The 24,050-nt window shown below is 69.5% G+C and carries 24 protein-coding genes; 8 read left to right on the top strand and 16 right to left on the bottom strand.

The annotated features are described in order from the left end of the window. Positions 1 to 15 precede the first annotated feature (15 nt). Genes OO71_RS40460 through OO71_RS40440 form a run of 5 tightly spaced genes read right to left on the bottom strand, consistent with a single transcriptional unit; the run spans position 16 to position 3,611 of the window. Positions 16 to 1,095, bottom strand: coding sequence for a sulfate/molybdate ABC transporter ATP-binding protein (locus tag OO71_RS40460; protein ID WP_033295354.1), 1,080 nt, complete (start codon positions 1,093 to 1,095; stop codon positions 16 to 18). Further along, positions 1,092 to 1,868, bottom strand: a complete 777-nt coding sequence (locus OO71_RS40455) for an ABC transporter permease (protein WP_033295353.1) — start codon at positions 1,866 to 1,868, stop codon at positions 1,092 to 1,094. Before OO71_RS40455 ends, OO71_RS40460 begins: the two co-directional genes overlap by 4 nt. 46 nt (positions 1,869 to 1,914) lie before the next feature. Then, entirely contained in the window at positions 1,915 to 2,703 is a 789-nt protein-coding gene (modA, locus tag OO71_RS40450) for a molybdate ABC transporter substrate-binding protein (RefSeq protein WP_033295352.1), read from the bottom strand. Next, entirely contained in the window at positions 2,700 to 3,104 is a 405-nt protein-coding gene (locus tag OO71_RS40445) for a TOBE domain-containing protein (protein WP_033295351.1), read from the bottom strand. The genes modA and OO71_RS40445 overlap by 4 nt, the downstream gene beginning before the upstream one ends. 33 nt (positions 3,105 to 3,137) lie before the next feature. Continuing rightward, on the bottom strand, positions 3,138 to 3,611 hold the full coding sequence (locus OO71_RS40440; protein ID WP_033295350.1) for a MarR family winged helix-turn-helix transcriptional regulator: 474 nt from the start codon (positions 3,609 to 3,611) through the stop codon (positions 3,138 to 3,140). Between the two features lie 87 nt (positions 3,612 to 3,698). On the opposite strand from OO71_RS40440, the gene moaA reads away from it, so the two are divergent. From moaA to OO71_RS40425, 3 genes are all read left to right on the top strand, one after another. Beyond that, positions 3,699 to 4,763, top strand: a complete 1,065-nt coding sequence (gene moaA / locus OO71_RS40435; protein WP_033295349.1) for a GTP 3',8-cyclase MoaA — start codon at positions 3,699 to 3,701, stop codon at positions 4,761 to 4,763. Positions 4,764 to 4,765: 2 nt separating this feature from the next. Next, on the top strand, positions 4,766 to 5,041 hold the full coding sequence (locus OO71_RS40430) for a MoaD/ThiS family protein (protein ID WP_156096800.1): 276 nt from the start codon (positions 4,766 to 4,768) through the stop codon (positions 5,039 to 5,041). A 661-nt stretch (positions 5,042 to 5,702) separates the two neighbouring features. After that, a complete protein-coding gene (locus OO71_RS40425; protein ID WP_033295348.1) occupies positions 5,703 to 6,338 on the top strand; it encodes a transglycosylase family protein in 636 nt (211 codons plus the stop codon). 100 nt (positions 6,339 to 6,438) lie between these two features. On the opposite strand, the gene OO71_RS40420 is transcribed toward OO71_RS40425, so the two are convergent. From OO71_RS40420 to OO71_RS40405, 4 genes are all read right to left on the bottom strand, one after another. Beyond that, positions 6,439 to 7,371, bottom strand: coding sequence for a molybdenum cofactor biosynthesis protein MoaE (locus tag OO71_RS40420; RefSeq protein ID WP_033295347.1), 933 nt, complete (start codon positions 7,369 to 7,371; stop codon positions 6,439 to 6,441). Next, entirely contained in the window at positions 7,368 to 7,838 is a 471-nt protein-coding gene (moaC, locus tag OO71_RS40415; protein WP_033295346.1) for a cyclic pyranopterin monophosphate synthase MoaC, read from the bottom strand. The genes OO71_RS40420 and moaC overlap by 4 nt, the downstream gene beginning before the upstream one ends. Positions 7,839 to 7,928: 90 nt before the next feature. Further along, the gene (locus OO71_RS40410; RefSeq protein WP_033295345.1) at positions 7,929 to 9,323 is read right to left on the bottom strand and encodes an NAD-dependent malic enzyme; all 1,395 of its coding nucleotides are present in this window, start codon (positions 9,321 to 9,323) and stop codon (positions 7,929 to 7,931) included. A gap of 116 nt (positions 9,324 to 9,439) precedes the next feature. Beyond that, positions 9,440 to 9,619 (bottom strand): hypothetical protein, encoded by a 180-nt coding sequence (locus OO71_RS40405; protein ID WP_033295344.1) that lies wholly within the window; start codon positions 9,617 to 9,619, stop codon positions 9,440 to 9,442. 92 nt (positions 9,620 to 9,711) lie between these two features. On the opposite strand from OO71_RS40405, the gene OO71_RS40400 reads away from it, so the two are divergent. Continuing rightward, positions 9,712 to 11,952: a helicase-associated domain-containing protein gene (locus OO71_RS40400; RefSeq protein ID WP_033295343.1), complete on the top strand. Its 2,241-nt coding sequence runs from the start codon at positions 9,712 to 9,714 to the stop codon at positions 11,950 to 11,952. A 396-nt stretch (positions 11,953 to 12,348) separates the two neighbouring features. Here OO71_RS40400 and OO71_RS40395 read toward each other — a convergent pair whose 3' ends face one another. The 6 genes from OO71_RS40395 to OO71_RS40370 form a co-directional block, all read right to left on the bottom strand. Then, positions 12,349 to 13,038: a DUF742 domain-containing protein gene (locus OO71_RS40395; protein ID WP_245633938.1), complete on the bottom strand. Its 690-nt coding sequence runs from the start codon at positions 13,036 to 13,038 to the stop codon at positions 12,349 to 12,351. A gap of 210 nt (positions 13,039 to 13,248) precedes the next feature. After that, positions 13,249 to 13,665: a roadblock/LC7 domain-containing protein gene (locus tag OO71_RS40390; protein ID WP_033295341.1), complete on the bottom strand. Its 417-nt coding sequence runs from the start codon at positions 13,663 to 13,665 to the stop codon at positions 13,249 to 13,251. Between the two features lie 489 nt (positions 13,666 to 14,154). After that, entirely contained in the window at positions 14,155 to 14,760 is a 606-nt protein-coding gene (locus tag OO71_RS40385) for a GTP-binding protein (protein ID WP_033295340.1), read from the bottom strand. Beyond that, positions 14,741 to 15,502, bottom strand: a complete 762-nt coding sequence (locus OO71_RS40380; RefSeq protein WP_033295339.1) for a DUF742 domain-containing protein — start codon at positions 15,500 to 15,502, stop codon at positions 14,741 to 14,743. Before OO71_RS40380 ends, OO71_RS40385 begins: the two co-directional genes overlap by 20 nt. Before the next feature lie 27 nt (positions 15,503 to 15,529). Then, positions 15,530 to 15,991, bottom strand: a complete 462-nt coding sequence (locus OO71_RS40375; protein ID WP_033295338.1) for a roadblock/LC7 domain-containing protein — start codon at positions 15,989 to 15,991, stop codon at positions 15,530 to 15,532. Positions 15,992 to 16,002: 11 nt separating this feature from the next. Further along, complete coding sequence (locus tag OO71_RS40370; protein ID WP_211260816.1) at positions 16,003 to 19,125, bottom strand: sensor histidine kinase; 3,123 nt, start codon at positions 19,123 to 19,125, stop codon at positions 16,003 to 16,005. 718 nt (positions 19,126 to 19,843) lie between these two features. On the opposite strand from OO71_RS40370, the gene OO71_RS40365 reads away from it, so the two are divergent. From OO71_RS40365 to OO71_RS40350, 4 genes are read left to right on the top strand one after another with little or no spacing between them, the layout of a single operon-like run. Continuing rightward, a complete protein-coding gene (locus OO71_RS40365; protein ID WP_033295336.1) occupies positions 19,844 to 20,806 on the top strand; it encodes an ABC transporter substrate-binding protein in 963 nt (320 codons plus the stop codon). Position 20,807: 1 nt separating this feature from the next. Further along, positions 20,808 to 21,575: an ABC transporter permease gene (locus OO71_RS40360; protein WP_033295335.1), complete on the top strand. Its 768-nt coding sequence runs from the start codon at positions 20,808 to 20,810 to the stop codon at positions 21,573 to 21,575. Continuing rightward, positions 21,572 to 22,405, top strand: coding sequence for an ABC transporter permease (locus OO71_RS40355; protein ID WP_033295334.1), 834 nt, complete (start codon positions 21,572 to 21,574; stop codon positions 22,403 to 22,405). The genes OO71_RS40360 and OO71_RS40355 overlap by 4 nt, the downstream gene beginning before the upstream one ends. Positions 22,406 to 22,412: 7 nt before the next feature. After that, entirely contained in the window at positions 22,413 to 23,252 is an 840-nt protein-coding gene (locus OO71_RS40350; protein ID WP_033295333.1) for an ABC transporter ATP-binding protein, read from the top strand. On the opposite strand, the gene OO71_RS40345 is transcribed toward OO71_RS40350, so the two are convergent. Then, positions 23,253 to 23,957: a hypothetical protein gene (locus tag OO71_RS40345; RefSeq protein ID WP_245633937.1), complete on the bottom strand. Its 705-nt coding sequence runs from the start codon at positions 23,955 to 23,957 to the stop codon at positions 23,253 to 23,255. Positions 23,958 to 24,050 lie beyond the last annotated feature (93 nt).

Below are 24,050 nucleotides of genomic sequence, written 5' to 3'. Positions count from 1 at the left end.
CGAGTCTGAACCGTATCAGTCGGCGGCCGGGTGCACAGCCACCGTCGCGGCCTTGATCGAGAGCGTGACCGCCGACCCCGGCTCCAGCCCGAGGTCCGCAACAGCCGCCGGCGTGAGGTCCGCGGCCAGCCCACGCGCCCACGGCGGACCACCGGCCGCGCGCAGCCGGATCACCGGACCGTGCGGTTCGAGTGCGGCCACTGTGGTCTCGACCGTGTTGCGCGGACTGCCGTGATGCTCGCCGTCGTGCGGGTACACCGCGACCGCGTTGGGCTCGAACACCGCGACCGCCGCCTCGCCCACCACCGTGTCCGGCGTCAGCAATCCCGCGACGACCTCGCCCGAATGCGTGCGCAACCCGTCGGCGACCGCCACTCCCGACACCAGGTTCAGCCCGGCAATCCGAGCGGTGAACGCGGTGCGCGGCGCGGCAAGGACGTCCCGCGTCGGCCCGCGTTCCACGATCCGGCCCTCGGCCATCACGGCCACGTGGTCGGCCAATGCGAGCGCGTCGAGCGGATCGTGCGTGACCAGGACGGTGGTCGGCCCGTCTCGCAACACTCGGCGCAGCAGGCCGCGGATCGCCGGTGCCGAATCGACGTCCAGCGCGGCAAACGGTTCGTCCAGCAGCAAAAGCGACGGCTCCGACGCCAATGCCCTGGCAATCGCGACCCGTTGCTGCTGCCCACCCGACAGCTGGGTCGGCCGCCGGTCCGCGAACTCCGCAGCGTCCACTTCGGACAGCCAGCGCTCGGCGATTTCCCGCGCGGGCAAGCGTCCGGCGCCCTTCGACCGCGGGGCGAACGCGACATTGTCCACTGCGGACAGATGGGGGAACAGCAAGGCGTCCTGGGACAGCAAGCCGATCCGCCGTTCGTGTGGCGGAAGGTCGACGCCGTCCCCGGCCAATCGGCGTTCGGCGAGCACGATGTCGGCAGACGACACCGGCAGCAGACCGGCGAGCCCACCGAGCACAGTGGACTTTCCGGACCCGTTCGGCCCCAGCAACGCCAGCACGCTGCCGCCGGGCACGGTGAAATCGACGTCGAGCGAGAACTCGCCACGGGTGAGCGCCAGCCGCGCGGAAAGTGTCATCGCAGGTCGCCTTCCCACGACCGCGGCCGCGCGACCGCGATGACCAGGATCGCGACCACGATGAGCAATAACGCCAGCGCGACCGCACTGTCGATGTCCACCTCGGCCTGGGTGTAGACCTCGAGCGGCAACGTCCGCGTGACGCCCTCCAGGCTGCCCGCGAACGTGATCGTCGCACCGAATTCCCCCAGCGCACGGGCAAAACTGAGCACGACACCGGAACCGAGCGCCGGCAGCAGCAGGGGCACCGTGACGCGGCGGAACACCGTCCACGGGCGCGCGCCGAGCGTCGAGGCCACCTGCTCGTACCGGTCACCGGCTCCGCGCAGCGCCCCTTCCAGGCTGACGACGAGGAACGGCATCGCGACGAACGTCTGTGCAATCACCACCGCGGTGGTGGTGAACGGCACCTGCTCGCCGGACAGCCAGGTCACGAACATGCCGAGAAAACCCTTGCGTCCCAGCAGGTACAGCAACGCCAGTCCACCGACGACAGGCGGCAATACCAGCGGCAGCAGGACGATCGAGCGCAACAGCCGCGCCCCGCGTACCCGCGAACGGGCGAGCACGACCGCCAGTGGTACCCCGAGCAGTACACAGGCCACAGTGGACAGTGCCGCGGTGACCAGCGACAGCCGGAGCGCGTTCAACGACGACGACGTGACCAGCAGCGACGGCAGCCGCGTGAGGTCGGACCGGACGAGAAGGCCGACGACCGGCAGCACCACGAGCGCCAGCGCGGCGACGGCGGGGAACCAGAGGACGAGGGGCACCCGGGCGTGCGGCGGCCGGACCGCGGCCGCCGCCCCCGAGCGCGCCCTACTTGCCCGGGCCAAACCCGATCTTGGCCAGCTCGGCCTTGCCATCGGCACCGAGGATGAACTCGGTGAACTGCTTGGCCAGCGCAGCCTGCGGGGCGTTCTTCACCACCGCGATCGGGTACTGGTTGACCGCCCCCGAAGACTCCGGGAAGTCGACCTTGTCCACCTTGCCCGCCGCCGACGTCGCGTCGGTGACGTACACCAGCCCCGCGTCGGCGTCGCCCGACTGCACCTTCGCCAGCACCTGCTTGACGTTCGTCTCCTCGCTCACCGGCTTGAGCGTGGTACCCGTGCTCTTCTCCACCTTCTCGGTGGCCGACCCGCACGGCACCTGCTGCGCGCACACGACGACGTTCAACCCGGGCTTGACCAGGTCCGCGAAGGTCTTGATGCCCTTCGGATTGCCCTTGGCCACCGCGATCGCCAGCTTGTTGGTGGCGAACACGGCAGGCTGGCCGTCGATCACCCCGTCCTGCACTGCCTTGTCCATGTTCTTCTGGTCCGCCGAGGCGAACACGTCGGCCTTCGCGCCGTTGTCCAGCTTCTGCACGAGCGCGGAGGACCCCTCGTAGTCGAAGGTGACCTTGACGCCCGGGTGCGCGGCCTCGAACTGCTTGCCAAGCGCGTTGAAGGACTCGGTGAGCGACGCCGCGGCGAACACCGTGAGAGTGCCGCCTGCCGCAGCCGGGCTCGAACTGGCGGCGGTGCTTGGCTGGTCGCTGGAGCTGCAGGCACCGGCGAACATCGCGATCGCCGCGGTTCCGGCGACGAGGGCGAGCTTCTTCATCTGGATCCTTCCGGGGTTTCCACGACGACGGTGGTCGCCTTCACCACGGCCACCGCGAGCACGCCGGGGCGCAGCCCGAGCTCACGGACGGCTTCGGTGCTCATCAGTGACACCACTCGGTGCGCCCCGCACTGCAGCTCGACCTGCGCCATCACCTTGTCGGCGATGACCTCGGTGACCAGCCCGACGAAGCGGTTGCGGGCGGAGCGGCCGACCGCCGACGGATCGTCCTGCACCGCGGCCTGCGCACGTGCGAACCCGGCGAGCTGGGCACCGTCGACGACTTTCCGGCCGGCGGCGTCGTCCGTTGCGGTCAGCTGCCCCGCGCGGACCCACCGGCGAACTGTGTCGTCACTGACGCCGAGGAGCCGGGCGGCCTCGGACAACCGAAATTGCGGCATGGCCGAAACATTATCTCCGCAGATGCGGAAAAGCTATGCGGGGTGCGCATTTTCGCGTAACGCTTCGAGCATTGCGTTCTGATAACGCTCGAGCACATTCCGCTCGGCCGGAGAGAACTCCGCGAGCACGCGGGCGAGGTCCCCGGCGGCGCTGCGCGCAATCCCGGCAAGCCGCTCGCGACCCGCCTCGGTGACCGCCACGAGCACCTTCCGCCGGTCGATCCGGTCGCGTTCGCGGCGCACCAGACCGGCCTTCTCGAGCCGGTCCAGCACCCCGGTCACAGCTCCGGTGGACAGTCCGGTGAGCGCCCCGATCCGGCCTGGCGTAAGGGAATCCGCAGTTTGTCCGACGAGTTCGAGGGCTTGCCGCTCGGTCGCCGAGAGCCCTTCGCGAGCGGCGTCGCGGGCATGCCGCACCACGGTGTGCGTGCCGACCTCGGCAGCCAGCCGGGAAAAGTGAGCCAGCTCACCTTGGGACAAGGGATAGGTCGTCTCGCCGGTACTCACCGAGTGCCTCCAGTCGTGGACCGAGAGTTGTTTTCCCGCTCGCGCGCAAGTCTGCTTTTCCGGCCCGCTCCGGCTATCCTGACCCTAATGACGGCAGTACCTCTCGGGTTTCCTCGTGTCCCCGGCAATCGAGGTTCCTCAAGCACGCCCAGACCTGATCATCCCGGCCTGCTCGACACGTTCGGCCGCGTTGCCACCGACCTGCGGGTGTCGCTCACCGACCGGTGCAATCTGCGCTGTACGTACTGCATGCCTGCCGAAGGCCTCGACTGGATGCCGAGCGAGCAGGTGCTCACCGACGACGAGCTGATCCGGCTCATGCGCATCGCGGTGGAGATGCTCGGGGTCACCGACATCCGCCTCACCGGCGGGGAACCGCTGCTACGCCCCGGCCTGGAGCACATCATCGAGCGGGTCACCGCGCTCGAGCCGCGGCCGCGGGTGTCCATGACCACCAACGGGATCGGGCTCGCGAAACGCGCACCCGGCCTGGTCGCGGCGGGCCTCGACCGGATCAACGTGTCCCTCGACACCATCGACCGCGAGCGGTTCGCCGAGCTGACCCGCCGCGACCGCCTGCCGCACGTGCTGGCCGGGCTGGCCGCCGCGCGCGACGCCGGGCTGGCGCCGGTGAAGGTCAACTCCGTGCTGATGCGCGGGCACAACGAGCACGAGGCCGTGCCGCTGCTGCGGTTCTGCCTCGACGAGGGCTACCACCTGCGGTTCATCGAGCAGATGCCGCTGGACGCGCAGCACGGCTGGAACCGCCGCGACATGATCACCGCCGAGGGCATCCTGGCGATGCTCGGCGAGGCGTTCACGCTCACGCCGTTCCCGGCCCCGCGCGGCGGCGCGCCCGCGGAGCGCTGGCTGGTCGACGGCGGACCGGGCGACGTCGGCGTCATCGCGTCGGTCACCCGGCCGTTCTGCTCGGCGTGCGAGCGCACCCGGCTCACCGCCGACGGCGCCGTCCGCTCGTGCCTCTTCTCGAACGACGAGACGGACCTGCGTTCCCTCGTGCGCGCGGGCGCGCGCGATGAGGAGGTGGCGGACGCGTGGCGCACCACGATGTGGGGCAAGCTCGCGGGCCACGAGATCAACGAGGCCGGCTTCGCGCAGCCGATCCGGCCGATGAGCGCGATCGGCGGTTGACCATGACCTCTCCCGGCCTGCCACAGCTGACCGTCGTCGTCCGGTACTTCGCCTCGGCCCGCGCCGCGGCGGGTACCGACGAGGAGAAGGTGGAGCTGACGCCGGGCGCGACGGTGGCCGACGCGGTGCAGGCGCTGCGCGAGCTGCACCCGGGTCAGCTGTCCCGGGTTCTCGACGCGGCGAGCTTCCTGGTGAACGAGGTGGCCGTACGTGATCGCAGCCGTGCGCTCAGTGACGGCGCACACCTCGACGTTCTTCCGCCGTTCGCCGGCGGATGACCTCCCGGAAACCCTCCGTCCGCCCCGCTGAGTGCCACCCAGACCGCCGGAGCGCCCTTGCCGGGCATTTGGTCCGAACCACGATGAATGGCGCCGCCGGCGCGGTGAGCGGTCAATACTCTTTATCCCTACTCTCCGAAGTGTTTCGCTCACGGCGTATTCGGGTTCCCGAAAGAACACTCGACTTGCACTGGCGAGCTGCTCTGCCAGTGGTTTAGAGTGCGCCGCCTTATCCGCTACGAATGGCCCCTTGACGCCTTATCGACGTGACCCAAGCCTCACGATCTGTGAAATATCTCGGACAGAAAACGAGCAGATAACGACGCTCTGACCAGGGCAAACAATGGAATCGCAAGGGGTTGCGTGCTGTTACTGTGACGTAGGTCACACACTGAATAATTTCCGATCACGCCGCGGATTACGTACCGTCGCTTTTCGGTTGGCCCCGACCGACCATGCAACACCGGGAATCCGTAGCGCCCAGCCCTGTCCGACGGATACCCGGACCCATACCCCGAGCGAAAGCATTTCCGGACAGGGACGAGGGGACGAAGACGGCGCGTCGTGCGGCGTCCGCGTCTGCCGCCTGGCAACAGGCGGACGGGCTCCCAACCCGACCCACAGCAGCAAGCTCGCAGGCGCGGGAAAAGAGAAGTTTCAGATGTCTTACCGAGGCAAGCACCGCAAGATGTCCGCTGCCACCCGCACCATCGCCCGTGTCGCAGTCGCGGGTATCGCGGTCGGCGCCCCCTTTGCGATCGCCGCGACCCCCGCGTCGGCGACCAACTGGGACGCGATCGCGCAGTGCGAGAGCGGCGGCAACTGGAGCACCAGCACCGGAAACGGCTACTACGGTGGCCTCCAGTTCTCGCAGAGCACCTGGAAGGCCTACGGCGGCAGCGGCAGCGCTTCGGGCGCGTCGCGTGAGCAGCAGATCGCCGTCGCCGAGCGCGTTCTGCAGGGCCAGGGCATCGGCGCCTGGCCGGTGTGCGGCAAGAAGGGCGGCAGCTCCGCTTCCGCGCACAAGGCGACCCCCCAGAAGAGCACCAAGCCGGCCGCCAAGAAGCAGGTGACCACGCCGAAGAAGCAGGTCACCCCGCAGGTCACCAAGCCGGCCGCCGCGGTCGCGAGCTCGAACCCGAACGGTGACTACACCGTCGTGGCGGGCGACACGCTGTCGAAGATCGCCAAGGACCACAACGTCCAGGGCGGCTACCAGAAGCTGCAGGACCTGAACAAGCAGTACGTGCCGAACGCCGACTTCATCGTCGTCGGCCAGAAGCTCGCCACCAAGTGATCGAAGCCTCCTCGCGAGGCTGATCCCGGCGCAGCTGCTGCTGTGAGCTGAAAGCAAGGGCCCCACCGCAATCCCCTGGCGGTGGGGCCCTTTGCCGTGATCAGGGGGAATTGACCCACTCATCGGTGCCGTCGGTGAAATGCTGGTGCTTCCACACCGGAAGCCGCGCCTTCACCTCGTCCACCAACTCCGCACATGCGGCAAACGCCTGACCACGGTGCTCGGCCGCGACCGCACAAGCGAGCGCCACGTCACCGATCGCGAGCGCACCCACGCGATGGCTCACCGCCACCGCCCGCACGCCCTTCCAGCGCGCCGACAGGTCGGTGACCACCTCGGTCAGCACGTCACGGGCCGTCGGATGGCCCTCGTAGGTCAGATCGCGCACGCCCTTGCCGCCGTCGTGGTCGCGGACGACGCCGGAGAACGTGACGACGGCGCCTGCCGCCTCGTCCTCCACCAGCCGGGCGTGTTCCTCCACGGACAGCGGCTGGTCGCTCACGTCGGCCCGCAGAATGCGCACCGGCGGCCCGGACGGCGCGGCCTCGCGTAGATGGTCGCCACCGGCGAGCTGGTCGACCGCGTGGTCGAGGATGTCCGTCAGCACGCGCAAGCCGTCCTTCACGCCGCCGCTCGACCCCGGCAGATTCACCACCAGCGTCCGCCCGGCCACCCCGGCCACGCCGCGCGAGAGCACCGCCGTGGGTACCTTCGGCAGCCCGGCCGCGCGGATCGCGTCCGCGACGCCGGGCAGCTCGTAGTCGAGGACCGCGCGGGTGACGTCCGGGGTCCGGTCGGTCGGCGAGATGCCGGTACCGCCCGTGGTGAGCACCACCGCCACGCCGTCGGCCACCGCGGCCCGCAGCGCGCCGCCCACCGGGTCGCCGTCCTCGACCACCACCGGCGGCGGAACGGTGTACCCGCGCCCGGCGAGCCAGCCGACGAGCACCGGGCCGGTCTTGTCCTCGTACACGCCCCTGGCGGCCCGGTTGGAGGCCACGATGACGCGAGCCGCTTTCGAGGGGGTCGTCATGGCCGCTCCCAGGTCCCGGTCTTGCCGCCGTCCTTGCGGATGAGCCGGACGTTGTCGAGCGTCGCGGCGGGGTCGACGGCCTTGATCATGTCGTGCAACGTGAGCCCGGCGACCGCGACGGCGGTGAGGGCCTCCATCTCGACGCCGGTGACGTCGGTGGTCTTGGCGGTCGCGGAGATGTGCACCGCGGAGCCGTCCAGCTCGAACTCCACCTTGACCCCGGACAGCGCGATCTGATGGCACAACGGGATCAGCTCGGGTACCCGCTTGGCACCCATGATCCCGGCGATCCGCGCGGTCGCCAGCGCGTCGCCCTTCGGCAGCCCGTTGGCGGACAGCAGCCCGACCACCTCGGCGGTGGTGTGCACGGTCCCGCCGGCCAGCGCAGTGCGCCGGGACGCCGTCTTGCCGGAGACGTCGACCATCCGGGCAGCGCCGGATTCGTCGACGTGGCTGAGTTCACTCACCCCGCGAGGCTACTGCCCCCGCTCCGCCGTCGTCCGTGAAGGGAACCATCACGGAATCAGATTCCCTGATGGTTCCCTTCACGGACTTGGTCAGCCTGCGCGCTCGGCACGGACGGCGTTGCGCACTGCTTCCGCGACCGCGGGCGCCACCGCGCTGTCGAACACGCTCGGCACGATGAACGACGCGTTGAGCTTGCCGTTGTCCACCACGTTCGCGATGGCGTCGGCGGCGGCCAGCAGCATGTTGTCGTCGATGTTGTTCGCCGCGGCGTCCAGCAGGCCACGGAAGACGCCGGGGAACGCGAGGACGTTGTTGATCTGGTTGGGGAAATCGCTGCGGCCGGTGGCGACCACGGCGGCGTGCTTCTGCGCCTCCAGCGGGTCGATCTCCGGGTCCGGGTTGGCCAGCGCGAACACGACCGCGTCCGGGTTCATCGTGGCCACCTGCTCGGCCCCGAACAGGTTCGGGGCCGAGACGCCGATGAAGACGTCCGCGCCGACGAGCGCGTCGTGCAGGGTGCCGGACTGGCGGTTCTTGTTGGTGTGCCCGGCAATCCAGGCCAGGTTGTCGTCCAGGTTGCCGCGGTCGGGGTGCACGATGCCATCGATGTCGGCGGCCACGATGTCGCCCGGGCCGCGGCGGAGCAGCAGCCGGATGATGGCCGAACCGGCCGCGCCGACCCCGCTCACCACGATCTTGCAGTCCGCCAGGCTCTTGCCGACCACGCGCAATGCGTTGCGCAGCGCGGCGACCACCACGATCGCGGTGCCGTGCTGGTCGTCGTGGAACACCGGGATGTCCAGCTGCTCCCGCAGCCGCTTCTCGATCTCGAAGCAGCGCGGCGCGGCGATGTCCTCGAGGTTGATGCCCGCGTACACCGGCGCCAGCGCCTTCGCGATCATGATGATCTCTTCGGTGTCCTGGGTGTCCAAGCACACCGGCCATGCATCGACGCCGGCGAACTTCTTGAACAGCGCGGCCTTGCCCTCCATCACCGGCAGCGCGGCGGCCGGGCCGATGTTGCCGAGGCCGAGCACTGCGGACCCATCGGTGAGCACGGCCACCGTGTTGCGCTTGATGGTGAGCCGGCGGGCATCCTCGGGATTCGCCGCGATCGCCTGGCACACGCGGGCGACGCCGGGCGTGTACGCGCGGGAGAGGTCGTCACGGTTGCGGAGCGCGACCTTGGGGGTGACCTCGATCTTGCCGCCGAGGTGGATGAGGAACGTCCGGTCGGACACCTTGCGCACGCTGACGCCGGGCAGCGAGTCGAGCGTCTGCGTGATGTCCTGCGCGTGGTTCTCCGACAGCGCGTTGGCGCTGATGTCGACCACGATCGTGTCGGCGTGCGACTCGACGACGTCGAACGCCGTCAGCACGCCGCCGACGCGGCCGACCGCGGTGGTGAGGTCACCCGCGGCCGTTGACGAAGCCGGGGCCTCGACCCGGACGGTGATCGAATACCCGGGACCGGGAACCGGCATGACACGTACTCCCCGCTGGTGGAAAGGGTTCGGGACGGACCGAATCTAGTCCCGTGATCGCGGCCACCCTGCCTCAACCGGGTGACTGACCGGTAACTTCGACCGGTCCGTCCGGATCAGCGGTTGATCTCGGTCTCCGGGTGCACGTACGGCACCGTGTCGAGCGGGAACGTCACGTCACCGAACGGCGACAGGGCTCCCTGCCGGTCGGCGGACAGCTCGGTGACCGGGTGCTCACCCGGCTCGCCCGGCCACGTCGGGTCGATGCCCTTGTTCTGCTTGTCGCCCTTCGCCACTGCTTCCTCCGAGGCCCTCGTCCGGCAAACTCGCTCACAGTCTGCCCGAACACCGGTCAGGCGCGCGCACCCGCCCGGTATCCTGGTCGTCTATGCCCGCGACCTCTCTGGCGGACTGGCTGCGTGCGGAGTCCGACGACGCACTCGCCGCACTGCTGCGCACGCGTCGCGACCTGTCCACGCCACCACCGTCCGACACCACCGTGCTCGCCACCCGCGCCGGCACGCCGGGGTCGGTCGCGCGCGCCTGCGAAGACCTCGACACGTTCACCCTCGCGGTGCTCGACGCGCTGCTGGTCGCCGGTGCCGACGGCACGCCGATGCCGGTGTCCGCGGTAGCCGCGCTGGTCGGCCGCGAGGTCGCCGAACCGCTCGCTCGGCTGCGGGCGCGCGCGCTCGTGTGGGGTACGGACGACGAGCTGCGGGTGCCGCCCGCAGCCCGCGACGCGCTCGGACCGTTCCCGGCCGGGCTCGGCTCGCCGTCGCCCGCACTGGCCGCCACCGACGTCGCCGCCCGGCTCGCGGAGGTCAGCGAAGACGAGCGGGCCGTGCTTACTGCCCTCGCTGCCGGGCCGCCGATCGGGCGGACCCGAGATGCGAGCTTCGACGTCGCGCTGTCCGACGCGGCCACTCCGGTACAGAAGCTCCTCGCGCGCGGCCTGCTGCTCCGCCGGGACGACCAGACTGTGGAACTCCCCCGCGAACTCGGCCTGCTGCTGCGCGGCGGCGTCGCCTTCGACCCGGCGACGCTCGTCGAGCCGGAGCTGCCCGTCAATCCACATCGGACGGACACTGTGGACGAGACGGCAGCGGGCGAGGCAATGGAGTTGTTGCGGCAGATGGAATCCATGCTGCGGGCCTGGTCGGACGCGCCACCGCCGGTACTCAAGTCGGGCGGCCTCGGGGTGCGGGAGGTCAAGAAGCTGGCCAAAGACCTCGAAGCGGACGAGATCCGCGCGACCCTGCTGGCGGAGCTGGCCGTGGGCGCAGGTTTGGTGGGCGACAGCGAAAACAGTGCGCCGGAATGGGTACCCACCACGCTCACCGACAGCTGGCTGGCGTCGCCGTCGGTGCAACGCTGGATGACGCTCGCGCAGGCCTGGCTCGAACTGCCGCGGTTACCCGGGCTGGCAGGCGGCCGCGACGCCAAGGACAAACCGATCGCACCGCTGTCGGAAGAACTGCGGCGACCACTCGCCCCAGTCACCCGGCGGCGGGTACTCACCGCACTCGCCGCCCTGAATCCGGGCGCGGGCGTGAAAAGCCCCGACGAACTGGTAGCGGTGCTGGCTTGGCGCGCCCCACGACGAGGCGGTCGGCTGCGCGACGAAACCGTACGCTGGACCATGGCCGAGGCGACCGCACTGGGCCTGGTCGGACTAGGCGGTCTCACTTCGGCCACCAGGCTCCTGCTGGAAGACGACCGCCCAGGCGCAGTGGAGGCAATGCACGACGCCCTGCCCGCGCCGGTAGGACAGGTACTCCTGCAAGCCGACCTGACGGTGGTCGCGCCGGGCCCGCTGGAGCCGGAGCTGGCGGCGGATATGGCCGCGGTCGCCAACGTCGAATCTGCCGGACATGCAACGGTTTACCGGATCACCGAGGCGTCCGTCCGGCGCGCACTGGACACCGGCCGTACTGCCGACGAGCTGCACGCCTTGTTCCGCAACAAGTCGGCGACCCCGGTACCACAGGGTTTGACGTACCTGATCGACGACGTGGCCCGCCGCCACGGCCGCCTCCGCGGCGGAGTAGCCGGGTCGTTCCTGCGCTGCGACGACGAGGCGCTGCTCGCCGAGGTACTCGCGCATCCGGTGGCCGCCGAGTACGACTTACGCCTGATCGCCCCGACCGTGGTAATCAGCACGGCACCCTTGGCAGAAGTACTGGAAGCCTTACGCAGCGCAGGTTTCGCCCCCGCCGCCGAAGGCCCGGACGGCCGCGTAGTAGACCTACGCCCCACCGGCCGACGACTGCCCGCCCGCACGAGAGCAGCCCGCGCACGCCCGGGCGAACAAGCAATACTGACCGACGACCAGGCCGCCAAAATCGTGTCGAACCTACGCGCAGGCGACCAAGCCTCCGCAAGACGGCGAGGCTCGACAGTCCGCGCCCCAGGCGGCGGAGGCGCAGACACCACGGCCACCCTGGACCTGCTTTCCCGCGCCACACTGGAACAACGCGAGGTATGGATCGGCTTCGTAGACTCCCGCGGCACCGCAAGCCAGCGAGTAGTACGCCCCCGACGCGTAGGAGGCGGCGTCCTGGAAGGCGACAACCACGAGCGCTACCCACTACACCGCATCACCTCCGCCGCCTTGGTGGAAGACTGACCAACGGCCGTGAAGGGAACCTTCACGGAATCAGATTCCCTCATGGTTCCCTTCACAGCCCTGCACATTCCGTGAAGGTTCCCTTCACAGCCTTGAGACCACCACCCCAGCCGCATCCCGCGCACCCGCGCACCCGCGCACCCGCGCACCCGACGAAACCCCAGCAGCCACCCACCCCAACCGCAGCCGACGCACCCCACGAGACCCAGCAGCCCAGACCCGGCCCTGCACCCCGATCCGAAGCCCCCACACGGTCGGAGGGGCTTGTCAAGGCATCTTTCCCGCCTTGACAAGCCCCTCCGACCGTAGTGACACTCAAACTTCGGGGTGCCCCCACGCAACAGTTCCGGCCAACACAGAACCCCACCGCAACAGTCCCGGCCAACACCGCGCAGTTCAGAGGTTCCGCAACCCCCGCAACACCCGCTCCATGAACTCCCGCGAAGACCGATCCCCCAGCACCAGCTCGGTCTGGTGCAACAAAACCAACCCGATGTCAGCCATATCCCCGACCAGCACCTTCACCACCCCCAACGGCAGATGGAGATGCGCGGCGATCTCGGCAACAGACCGGGTGTCCAAGCAAAGATCGCAAATCCGCCGATGCTCGATCGACCGGACCCCGCGGTACCGGCGCCCCTCATCGCTGGTCGACACCAGCGCTTCCAGCGCCAGGTTGTGGTCCGACCGAGTCCGCCCCCGAGTCCGCGCATACGGACGCACCCGGGATTTCACCGGAGGCGCAGGCGAAACCGGCTGGGACGGCTCTCCGCCGGACCAGAACTGATCCAGCTCGGAAACACCGGAATCCGCAGCCGGAGCCGGATACCGATCCGTCGGATAATCCTCCGCCGGATACCGGGACCGAGGCGGCTCCACCAGCGCATGCCTGCTCCGAGCCCCTTCCTCCACCGGCTGCCGCTGATACGCCGACCCCTCCGGCACCACCCGGTCACCCATCCCGGGCGACCCGGCGTACTCGTCGAACGAAAACGGATCCGCTGCAGCAGGCTGGGGTTCCTCCCAATACCCGGACTCCCCGTCCTCGACCCACTCGTACCCGTCGTCCTCCCAAACCTCGTCCACCAGCTCAGGCTGCGAAGGGTGCGGAGGCTGCGGCGGCGCCGGAGGGGGAGGCGGCGGCGGGGAAGGACGAGGCTGCCGATGCGGCAACCGCATGCTCAACGTGCTCAGCTCGTAATGACTGGGCGAATCGAACGGCTCGCGCTCATTCCCCTTGTGCAACGCGTCCCAGGCACCCGTGTCCTGGTCACCGAAACCCGAGATCTTCATCGGCTACCCACGCACCCCGCCGCCCTGCAGCTGTGCGCGCAGTTCCGGGGTGATCTGCTCGCCGACCCGTTCGACCAGCAGGGTCATCTCGTATGCCACCGTCCCGATGTCGCACGTGGGCGCGGCCAGCACGGCCAGCGACGACCCGTCGGCGACCGACATCAGGAACAGGTACCCGAGCTCCATCTCGACCACGGTCTGGTTGACGCCGCCCGCCTCGAAGCAGCGGGCCGCCCCCTGGGTGAGGCTGATCAGCCCGGACGCGACCGCCGACAGCTGCTCGGCGCGGTCCTGCGGCAAGCCCTCCGACGGCGCGAGCAGCAGGCCGTCGGCCGACACCAGCACCGCGTGCGCAGCACCCGGCACCCGGCGCACGAAGTCCGAGATCAGCCAGTTGAACGTGCTGCCGGTGTCGGTCACTGCCCCTCCTAGCTGTCGGGCTAGCTGTCGAACTAGCTCTCGAACACTGCCGGACATCCAACACGGTGCCGGCGGTTCATGATCGTCCGGCCGTGGTGAAGTCGCCGTTCCAGCGTATTCACGCGCCCGGTTGTGTCGAGCGTGCGCCCGGGCACCGTACGTGCGCGCCCGGCACTGCGTCGCGCGAACGCATGCACAACCACGCATTCGCGGGTCACCCGGTGGTGGCGATGGCCACGCTGCGCAGCGGGGTATCCGCGCAGGTCACCACCGTTCCGGCGGCTCGATCGAGCCCGACCGGCCCCGGCCGCAGCAGTCAGGGACCACTCATCCTGCCCCGGTCGGAGGCACCACTCCCCGAAGCGGGTGAAGCCCGTGGAGTTCACTCCAACGGCCGCACCCGGACCGGGGGTGTGCGGGAAATCTGGGTCGGCGGGGTCCCTCCTTCTCCGGCGGCGGCGAGTACGACGGCAGAGATCTCGGACGGCGCTAACCCGCCCGCAACGCCGAATCGTGCGCGATCGCGTGCTGCACGACGGAGATCAGCACCTGCTTCGCCGACTCCCGCTCGCGTGCGTCGCAGGCCATGATCGGCACCGACGGCGAGATGGTGAGCGCGTGCCGCACGTCCTCGATCTGGTGGTGCAGCAGCCGGTCGAAGCAGTTGATCGCCACGACGTACGGCAGCTTCCGGTTCTCGAAGAAGTCGATCGACGGGAACGCGTCGGCCAGCCGCCGCGTGTCCACCAGCACGACCGCGCCGATCGCGCCGACCGCCAGGTCGTCCCACATGAACCAGAACCGGTGCTGGCCCGGCGTGCCGAACACGTACAGCACCAGGTCGGAGTCGAGCGAGATCCGGCCGAAGTCCATGGCGACCGTGGTGGTCGTCTTGTTCGGCGTGGCCGTGACGTCGTCGTGCCCGACACTCGCCTCGGTCATCATGGCCTCGGTGGTCAGTGGATCGATCTCGGAGATCGCCCCGACCAGAGTCGTCTTACCCGAACCGAACCCACCCGCGACCACGATCTTGGCCGACGAGGTCGGACCCGCAGGCGGCGTGTTCGCGTCGGAGTCAAATTCTCCGAAGCCCACTGAGCACCCTTTCCATGAACTCGATACTGGGGCGGTCACCCGCGTTCGTACTGCTGCTCGTGTGCACGAGCACCAGGCCGAGGCCCGCCACATCACCAATCAGCACCCGCACCACGCCGAGCGGCAGCCGCAGCAGCGCGGCGACCTCGGCGACCGACCGGGTGTCGAGGCACAGGTCGCAGATCGACCGGTGCTCCGGCACGCGGACGCGGTCGAGCACGCGGCCCTGCTCGCTGGTGGACACCAGCGCCTCGATCGCGAGGTCGTAGGTCGGCCTCGTGCGTCCGCGGGTGCGGAAGTAAGGCCGGACGAGCCCGGAGGTCTCGACCTCGGCCACCGGCGGCTCGTCCACGTACTCACCGGCTGCCTGTGCCGGCAGCGCCGCCGCCAGCTCGTCGGACGACGGTCCCGGCGACCGGTCGCGGTCCGCGCTGAAGGCGGCGAACTCGGCCGAGTCGTACAGCGGTCCGCTGGCTCCGCCGAAGAGCTCGGAACCGGGGCCGCCGAGCAGCCGCTCGCGGTACCCGGGCACGGCGGTGATGCCCGGCTGCTGTCCCGCGTTGGAGTCGGTGAGCCAGTTCGGTGGCTCCCGCACCGGTTCGGAGTCCGCGGTCTGGACGTCTCTCGAACGCCATTCACGGTCGACCCGTTCCCGGAAGGACTTCCAGTCCTCCCGATCAGCCCAGCCTCCGGTGAAGTCGTCACCCAGCCGGCCATCGCCCCGCAAGCGCCCGTCGTCCACGGTCTACTCCTGAAGTCCCTTGCCCGCCTAGCGGCGGACCGCAGCGCCCTGAAGTTGTGCCCGCATCTCCGGCGTGAGCTGCTGCCCGACCCGTTCGACGAGCAGTGTCATCTCGTACACCACCAAGCCGATGTCGCTCTCCGGCGAGCCGAGCACCGCGAGGCACGAGCCGTCGGACACCGACATCAGGAAGAGGAATCCGTTCGCCATCTCGACCACGGTCTGCGCGACCGGGCCGCCTTCGAACACCTTCGCCGCGCCGCGGGCAAGGCTGGTCAGCCCCGAGGCGACGGCCGCCAGCTGGTCCGCCCGGTCCTTCGGCAGCCCGCGCGAAGACGCGAGCAGCAGACCGTCGGCCGAGACGACCACCGCGTGCGCCGCACCGGGCACCCGGTGGACGAAGTCCGTGATCAGCCACGCGAAGCTGCCCGCCGCGCTGCCGCCGGCCGCCCGGCCGTTCGGCTGCACCGAGCCGCCTCCCGGCTGCACTCCCGCCCGTGTCACTCTCGCTCCTCACTGCTGTCGCTCACATACCCGGCCCCGGTGACGCGAACGCCGTCCTCGTCGAGCCGGGCATCCGGTGGCCGCTCCTTCAACGCGTGCCGACCGGAGGTGTACCCACGCTGGAAGCTTGCCATCCGGCTGCGGGCCGCGGACGCCGAGCGGGTGATCGCACCCGTTCCGGGCAGCCCGGCGGTCGCATCGGTGAACGAGTTCTGCTGCTGTGCCTGCTCACCCGCACCGCCGATCGAGCCGGGGACCAGATACGCGTTGGGAATGCGCTTCGGCAGCCCGGCGGACGTGATTTCCTCGTTCTTGGACTCGAGCAACGACTGCGCTGCCTGCCAGCCCTCGTCGGAGACACTGTGCCAGCTGTCGTCGTCCGGCCCGTCGGACCCGGGGTAGAGCGGCGTGGCTTCGATCGGCTCCTCCTTGACCTGGGGGGCCGCCGGGGGCACCGGGGCCGCCGAGGTAACAGAAACCGCAGGCGTCGCCGGGACCTCGGCGTGGTCCGGCTCCGGCACGACGCTCTCGCCGGGCTCCGGGAGGCCGAGATCGGGTTCCGAGTCCTCGCCGTCGCTGCCCTCGCTGAACCAGCGCGACAGCACCGACTGGTAGATCGGCAGCCGCCGGGTGGGCACGTCGTCCTCGAGCGCCGACGCGCCGTCGGTCTCCGCGGGCTCGGGCTTCTTCGGCTCCTCCGGGGCAACGTACTTCGGCTCGCGCTTCGGCAGCACCAGCGGCGGGAACTCGGTCTGCGCAAGGCTGGCGCCGTCGCCGTTGGAGTCGCGGGTCAGCGGGGCGAGGTCGTCGGCGGTCGGCCACGCGGGGGCTTCCACCGACGGCGCCTCGGGGCTCAGGAACGGACCCGCCGCGCGGTTGCCCGCGACCAGGTCGTCGAGGCTGATCGGCTGGTCGAGCGGGACGAGGCCGCCGTTGTCCGCGGCCGCAGGCGCCGCCGGGACCGCGGGCGGCGGGGTGACCGGCGGCATCGAGAACGGCTCCGGCTCGCGGTTGAGCGGCGGGAGGCTCGGGTGCGACACCTCGTTGCGGCCCGGCGGCGGGGTGAGCCGCGGCGCCGGTGCGGCCTGCCGGACCGCGGTGAGCAGCTCGGCGGGCACCACGACGCGGGCGATCACGCCGCCTTCGATGTCCTCGTTCTCGCGCAGCCGCACCTCGATGCCGTGGCGCTGGGCCAGCCGCGCGACCACGTACAGGCCCATCCGCCGGGTCACCGACACGTCAAGGTCCGGCGGGTCGGCGAGGCGTTCGTTGACCTCGGCGAGGCGTTCGTCGCTCATTCCCACGCCGTGGTCGGTGACCTGGATGGCGAGCGCCTTCTTGCGCGTGACCACCGCGCGGACGGTCACCTTGGTCTCCGGCTCGGAGAAGTACGTCGCGTTGTCGAGCAGTTCGGCGAGCACGTGCACGAGGTCGTGGATCGCGAGGCCCTGCACCGCGATGTCCGGCACGATGCCGACCTCGATGCGGGCGTACTGCTCGATCTCCGACACCGCCGCGCCGATCACGTCGGCCGCAGGCACCGGCTTCGGCACCGATTTCGCCAGCCCCGCACCGGAAAGCACCAGCAGCGACTCGCCGTTGCGGCGCAACCGGGTGGCCAGGTGGTCGAGCTCGAACAGGCTCGCGAGGTGGTCCGGGTCCTGCTCGTCGGCCTCGAGCCGGTCGATCACGCCGAGCTGGCGTTCCACCAGCCGTTGCGAGCGCCGGGAGAGGTTCACGAAGATGCCGTTGACGTTTTCGCGCAGCAGCGCCTGTTCGGCGGCCATCTTGACGGCCTGCTCGTGCACCACGTCGAACGAGCGGGCGACCTCGCCGATCTCGTCACGGGAGGAAACCGGGACCGGCTCGACCGCCTTCTTCGACGCGTTGACCGGATCCGGATCGTCCAAAATGGACTGCACGGTCTCCGGCAGCCGGGTGTAGGCGACGTCGAGCGCGGTCTTCCGCAGCACGCGCAGCGGGCGCAGCATGAGCCGCGCGATCACGAGCATCAGGATCAGCGCCGCGACGAGCGCCGCGAGCACGATGACCCCGCCGACCCACGCCGACCGCACGGCCGAGCCGGCCAGATCGTCGGCCTGCGCCCGCAGCCGGGTCAGCAGGTTGCCTTCCACCGCACGGAGCTTGTCCGCGGCGACGGTGGAGACCTGGCCGAGCCGGGTCGCGTCGACGTTGAGCGGCTGGCCCTGCTGGGCGAAGGAGAACGACGACGCCTCGATCCGGCGCCGGTCGTCGACCTCGGGTCCGGAGTAGGTGTCGTTGTAGAGCCGGACCTGGTCGTCGGTGGCGTTCGCGAGGAAGGCCGAGATCGACGCGTCCCCGCTCGCCTCGGCGGCGCGGGTCTCGTCGAGCAGGTTGCCGGGGAAGCCGTTGCGGAAAGCGGCGATCTGCAGTGCCGCGTCCCCGCGCAGGATGAACTCCTTGGCCTCGCTGATCGCCTGCGTGCTCGTGCCGAGCCGGAGCAGGTCGCGGTCGGTGGTCGCGGTGGCGACCTCGCGGCCGAGCTGGATCAGCGAGTCGAGGATCGAGGAGTAGGTGTCGAGCACCGCCGCGTCGGAGTAGGACGAGGCGTTGATCGCGGCCCGCAGCGGCCGCAGCGCGTCGAGGCGCTGGAGGCCGCGCGAGTACCGGTCGCTGGTCGCCTGGTCGTCGCTTTCGAGGTGGACCGCGGCGTTGCGCAGGTCGTCGACGTCCTTGTCGACCTTGGCCATCTGCGCGTCGAGGCCGGTCTGGCGCAGCGCATCGTTGGACGAGAGCCGGGCCACGGCCAGCGCGCGCTCGCGCTGCAGGTCGTGCACCACCGCGGTGACCTTCTCGGCGAACGCGACCTGGTCGGCGGTGTGGCCGAGCTGGACGGCCGAGCGGACGTCGTCGACCACGCGCAGGACACCGAGCACGAGCGCGGTGAGCGTGGGGATGATCAGGATCAGCGCGAGCTTGGACCGCAGCCGCCAGTTCCCGAGCGCGAGCGGCGAGCGCTGGAAGGAACCCCCGCCTCCCGCAGAGCTGTCAGTGCCGCCGGAGCCGCCGGAGCCGCCGGAGCCGCCGGAGCCGCCGGCAGAGGACCCGTCCGCCCCCGCAAGATCTTCGTTCGGCACCGCCGCATCACCCGCATTGCCATTGCCGCCCGGGCCGGTACGGCCCCGTGATTCCGAACCCGCCGCACTCGTGGCCACTACGCGCACGCTCCCGGCAGGTGGCCCCGCACCCGGATGGATGACGGGGACGGGTCCGCTGACCGAGCCATTACACCCTTCCGAGTGAAAAGATCGACTTTCCGGTGCGGTTGCCCGCCGCCTCGGGCGCGGAATCGGTTCAGGTCTGACATGACGTTCGGTCCCCGCACGTGGTCGATCGCTGGTCCGTTCGGCCGAGGCCACCCTGACCGGCCGTTAGCCGGTTGTGCGGAGCGTCTTGGGGAGACTTACTCTCACTACATCGGTGGTCCACACCTCACACTGCAGGAGCAGAGGGTAGCGAAAGCTTGGCCCATTTGTAACCCTCCAGAGGCCGTCCGGGAGCACCCAGGCAGCGGATTAAGGTCGATCGGGCACCCACGGGCCGTTCCGGTAACCCCGGACACCAGGCAGATCGATCACCTGATCGAGTGACGAGTACCACTTCTGAATCGTGCATGACCACCCATTGTGAGTAGCCGCGTTGGTTCTCTACAGTAGCCGCGTGACTCCGGACAATGAGCCACCTTCCTCCACGCCAGCGCAATCGGCGGGACCTCATTCGCTAGGAGCGACCTTGTTTGACGAAGCGGCGAGCAGCCGACGTACGTACGGCAGGCGCGGGTTCCTGTCTCTCGCCATGGCCAGCGGCGTCGCGGTGACCGCGAGCGGTTGCGGGCTGCTCGGCGGATCCGACGATTCGGGCAAGTCGAACGGCGGGTCCGGGGTCGAGAAGGCCAAGATCAAGGTCTCGATCATGCCGACGATCGACGTCGCTCCGTTCCACTTGGCGGTACAGAACGGCTACTTCAAGAACGAGGGCCTCGAGGTCGAAGCCGTCGACGCGGCCAGCGGTGACGCATCCCTCACCAAGCTGATCGCAGGCGAGGTCGACATCGCCTACGCGAGCTACACGCCGTTCTTCATCGCGAAGAGCAAGGGCAGCGCGGACATCAAGCTGGTCGCGGACGCGTCGTCGGCGGGTCCGAAGAGCACCGAGATCGTCGCCATGCCGAACAGCAACGTGAAGAACGTGCACGACCTGGCAGGCAAGAAAATCGCCATCACCGCCACCAACACGATTTGCGACACCCTCACCAAGTCCGTGATGCGCGACAACGGCGTGGACTACTCCGGCGTGAAGTGGGTGTCGGTCAGCTTCCCGCAGATCGGCGCGGCGGTGAAGCGGGGCGACGTCGACGCGGGCTTCCTCACCGAGCCGTTCATCACCGCGTCGGCGAAGACCAATGGCACGGTGGAGGTCATCGACACCGCGTCCGGCGGCACCAAGGACTTCCCGACCGCGGGGTACGGCTCGCTCGGCAAGTTCACCTCCGGGAACCCGAAGACCGTCGCCGCTTTCCAGCGCGCGATGTCGCGGGCCACCAAGGAATCGGCCGACCGTTCGAAGATCGAGCCGTTGATGATCCAGTTCTCGAAGGTCGACGAGGCGACCGCGAAGCTGACGAACCTGCTCACCTTCCAGTCTACTTTGGACGCCCGGCGCATCCAGCGGGTCCCCGACCTGCTGCAGCAGTTCGGGTCGATCCAGAGCCGGATCGACGTCGCCTCGATGATCGTCCCGCAGGCGAGCGCGACCTGACGTGCGGCTCGTCCGGAATCTGACCGGCCTGCTCGGTTTCCTCCTGCTGTGGGAGGTACTCGTGCGGGCCGGTCTGCTCGACCAGAACGACCTGCCGCCGCCGACCGTCGTGTTCGCGCGGATCGGTGAGCTGCTCGGGGACGTCGCATTCGTCCGTGACGTGGTGGCGTCGCTGCTCGCCTGGATGATCGCGCTCGCGATCTCGATCGCCATTGCGGTGCCTGCCGGGCTGGTGCTCGGCAGCGTGCGCTGGCTGCGGGACGCGACCAAGGCGATCGTCGAGTTCCTGCGGCCGATCCCGTCGGTCGCGCTGATTCCGCTGGTGCTGATCGTGATCGGCGGCGGTCCGGAAGCGAAGATCACGCTGGCCGTGTACGCGGCCGTGTGGCCCATTCTCTTCAACACGATCTACGCGCTCGCCGAGATCGACCCGCTGCTGCTGGAAACCGCGCGGTCGTACGGCACTCCGCGATCGCGGGTCCTCACTTCCGTTGCGCTGCCGCATGCCGCGCCGTTCGTGTTCACCGGGATCCGGCTGTCCGCGGCGATCTCGCTGATCCTCGTGATCAGCACGGAGTTCCTGGCCGGTGCGAAGCTCGGGATCGGGCAGTTCGTGCTGGAGGCGAGCTCCGGGTCGGGGCGGATGGACCTGGTGCTCGCGGGCACCGTCGTCGCCGGGGTGCTGGGCTACCTGGTCAACGAGGGCCTGGAACGGCTCGGGCACCGGCTCTTCGGCTGGAGCAGCGTCGCGCAGGGAGCCGCCGCGTGAGTGTGGTCGAAAAGCCGTCCACGGTGACCCGGCGGGTCGGCCGCGGGCTCGGCGGGTTTGCCCGCAAATGGCTGTTGTTCGTGATCCTCGTGCTGCTGTGGGAGCTCGCGACCCGGCTGAGCCAGAGCGTGTTCTTCCCGCCGCCGTCGAAAATTGCCGCGGCAGCAGCGAAACTGTGGTTCTCCGGACCGGCGTCGCAGCTGTTCCTCGGCGACGCGGTGTTCGAGCACGCGCTGCCGAGCATCGCCCGCGTGCTCGGCGGGTGGCTGCTGTCGGTGGTGCTCGGCGTTGCGCTCGGCACCGCGCTGGGCCGCTCGCGCACCGGAATGGACTACGTGGGACCGCTTTTCGCGTTCTTCCGCGCCATTCCGCCGCCCGCGCTGGTCCCGGTGTTCATCGTGTTGTTCCACATCGGACCGGGCATGCAGATCGCCACGATCATCTTCGGTTCACTGTGGCCGGTGCTGATGAACACAGTGGACGGAGTGCGTTCGGTCGACAAGGTGAAAGCCGAGACCGCGCGCGCCTTCCGCACGCCACGGCGGTACTGGATCGGGCTGGTCGTGCTGCCCGCGGCACTGCCGAAGATCTTCGCCGGGCTGCGGTTGTCGCTCTCGATCTCGCTGATCCTGATGGCGATCTCGGAACTCGTCGGTTCGCTCAACGGCATCGGGTACGCGCTGCTCGCCGCGCAGCGGGCGTACGACTTCGACCAGATGTGGGCGTGGATCGTGCTGCTGGGCATCCTCGGGTACGGGTTCAACGCGGCCCTGCTCGGCATCGAACGTCGCGTGCTCGGCTGGCAGCCCGGCCGGAACGAGGGAAGGTAACCCGCTTATGTCGACCATGCTCGAGGTCTCCGGCCTCACGCACCGCTACGGCAGCGGCGATGCCGCGGTCGATGACCTGTCGTTCACCGTGGAGTCCGGGCAGCTGGCGTGCATCGTGGGCCCGTCGGGGTGCGGGAAATCCACGCTGCTGCGGGCGATCGCGGGCCTGCTCCCGCCGACGTCGGGCACGGTGAGCCTGCACGGCGACCGGGTCACGACGGTGCCGGACGATCTCGCGGTCGTGTTCCAGGACTACAGCCGCTCGCTGTTCCCGTGGCTGACGGTCGCGAAGAACGTGGAATTCCCCTTGCGCTGGACCAAACTCGACAAGCCGGCCCGCCGTCGGCGAGCGACCGAGGCACTGACGGCGGTCGGACTGTCCGGAGTGGAGGGCAAATTCCCGTGGCAGCTGTCGGGCGGGATGCAGCAGCGGGTGTCGATCGCCCGCGCGCTGGCGAGCCGTCCGGTATTGCTGCTGATGGACGAACCGTTCGCCTCGGTGGACGCGCAGACCCGGTTCGACCTGGAGGATCTGCTGCGCCGCGTGCAATCGGAGCAGGGTACGACGGTCCTGCTGGTGACCCACGACATCGACGAGAGCGTGTACCTGGGCGACCGGGTGCTGGTGCTGTCGAAGTCCCCGGCGCGCATCGTGGCCGACCTGCCGGTGGACCTGCCCGCCCAGCGAGACCAGATCACGACCCGGGAATCGGCCCGGTTCGTTTCCCTGCGCGGGGAAGTGGCCCGCCTGCTGCATGGCCCGGCTTCGCAGGCGGCAGCGGACGCGGCGGAGTGGGACGCGGCGGCGGCTTCGGAAGCGCCTGCCGTGGAGAACGCGAAAAGCTGATCAGACTCGGGGAAACCACACCGAGACGTCGGCCAGCGCGTCGAGTTCGGCGTTACCGATGTGCCCGGTGAGGGTTTCCGTCTCGGCGACGACCATGGTGCGGCGGTCGATCCGGGAATGAAAATGGCGGCCGGAGAACTCGACTCTCGCGAGCCCCAGCGCGGCGGCACCCAGCGGCTTGATGTCGCCGCTGCCGTGCACTTTCTCGACTTTCTCGCATCCGGCGGCGTCGCTCTTCTTCGGAAAACCGACGCGCACGAGCGAAAGCACGGCGGCATTGCCGCGACCGTCGCCGACCGCGTACAGACTCCGGTCCAGTGAAGTGCACCGGTGGTGGGCCAGGTACTCCCGGACCTGGCCGGTCGAGTTCGCCAGGCAGGTGAGCTCGTGTTTCGCGGTCCGCTTCAGCTCCTTGAGCTTGAACCGGCCGAAGGTCTCCTGCTTGCGGCCCCGCTGGGCGGATTTCCGGCCCTCGGCCTTCCTGGTTACGAGGTCCCGGCCGGGCAGCGAGTCCGCGACCTCACCGGAGAGATTTCCCGGCAGTGCGCCCGATTCCACGCTCGCGCCGCCGATCCCGGCAGCGGTACCGCCTCCGACGGCGGCAACGACCGCCACTCCGGCCACGAGGATCTTGACCCCGCCCTTCTTGGGCGTGATCGGGTAAACCGATCCGTCCGGGCGCCTCGCATACTTCTGCTTCGCCACTCGCTGTCCCTCCCCTGGACACCAAGACCGAAGTGATCAAGGTAGTCCGGAAGGCAGCGAGAACTCATCCCCCTCGCGGCGGATTCACCCGTT

The organism is Amycolatopsis jejuensis (genome assembly GCF_000717335.1).
Taxonomy (GTDB): Bacteria; Actinomycetota; Actinomycetes; order Mycobacteriales; family Pseudonocardiaceae; genus Amycolatopsis; species Amycolatopsis jejuensis.
Note: the sequence above shows the minus strand (reverse complement) of the source record. Positions and strands in the feature narration are given on the sequence as shown.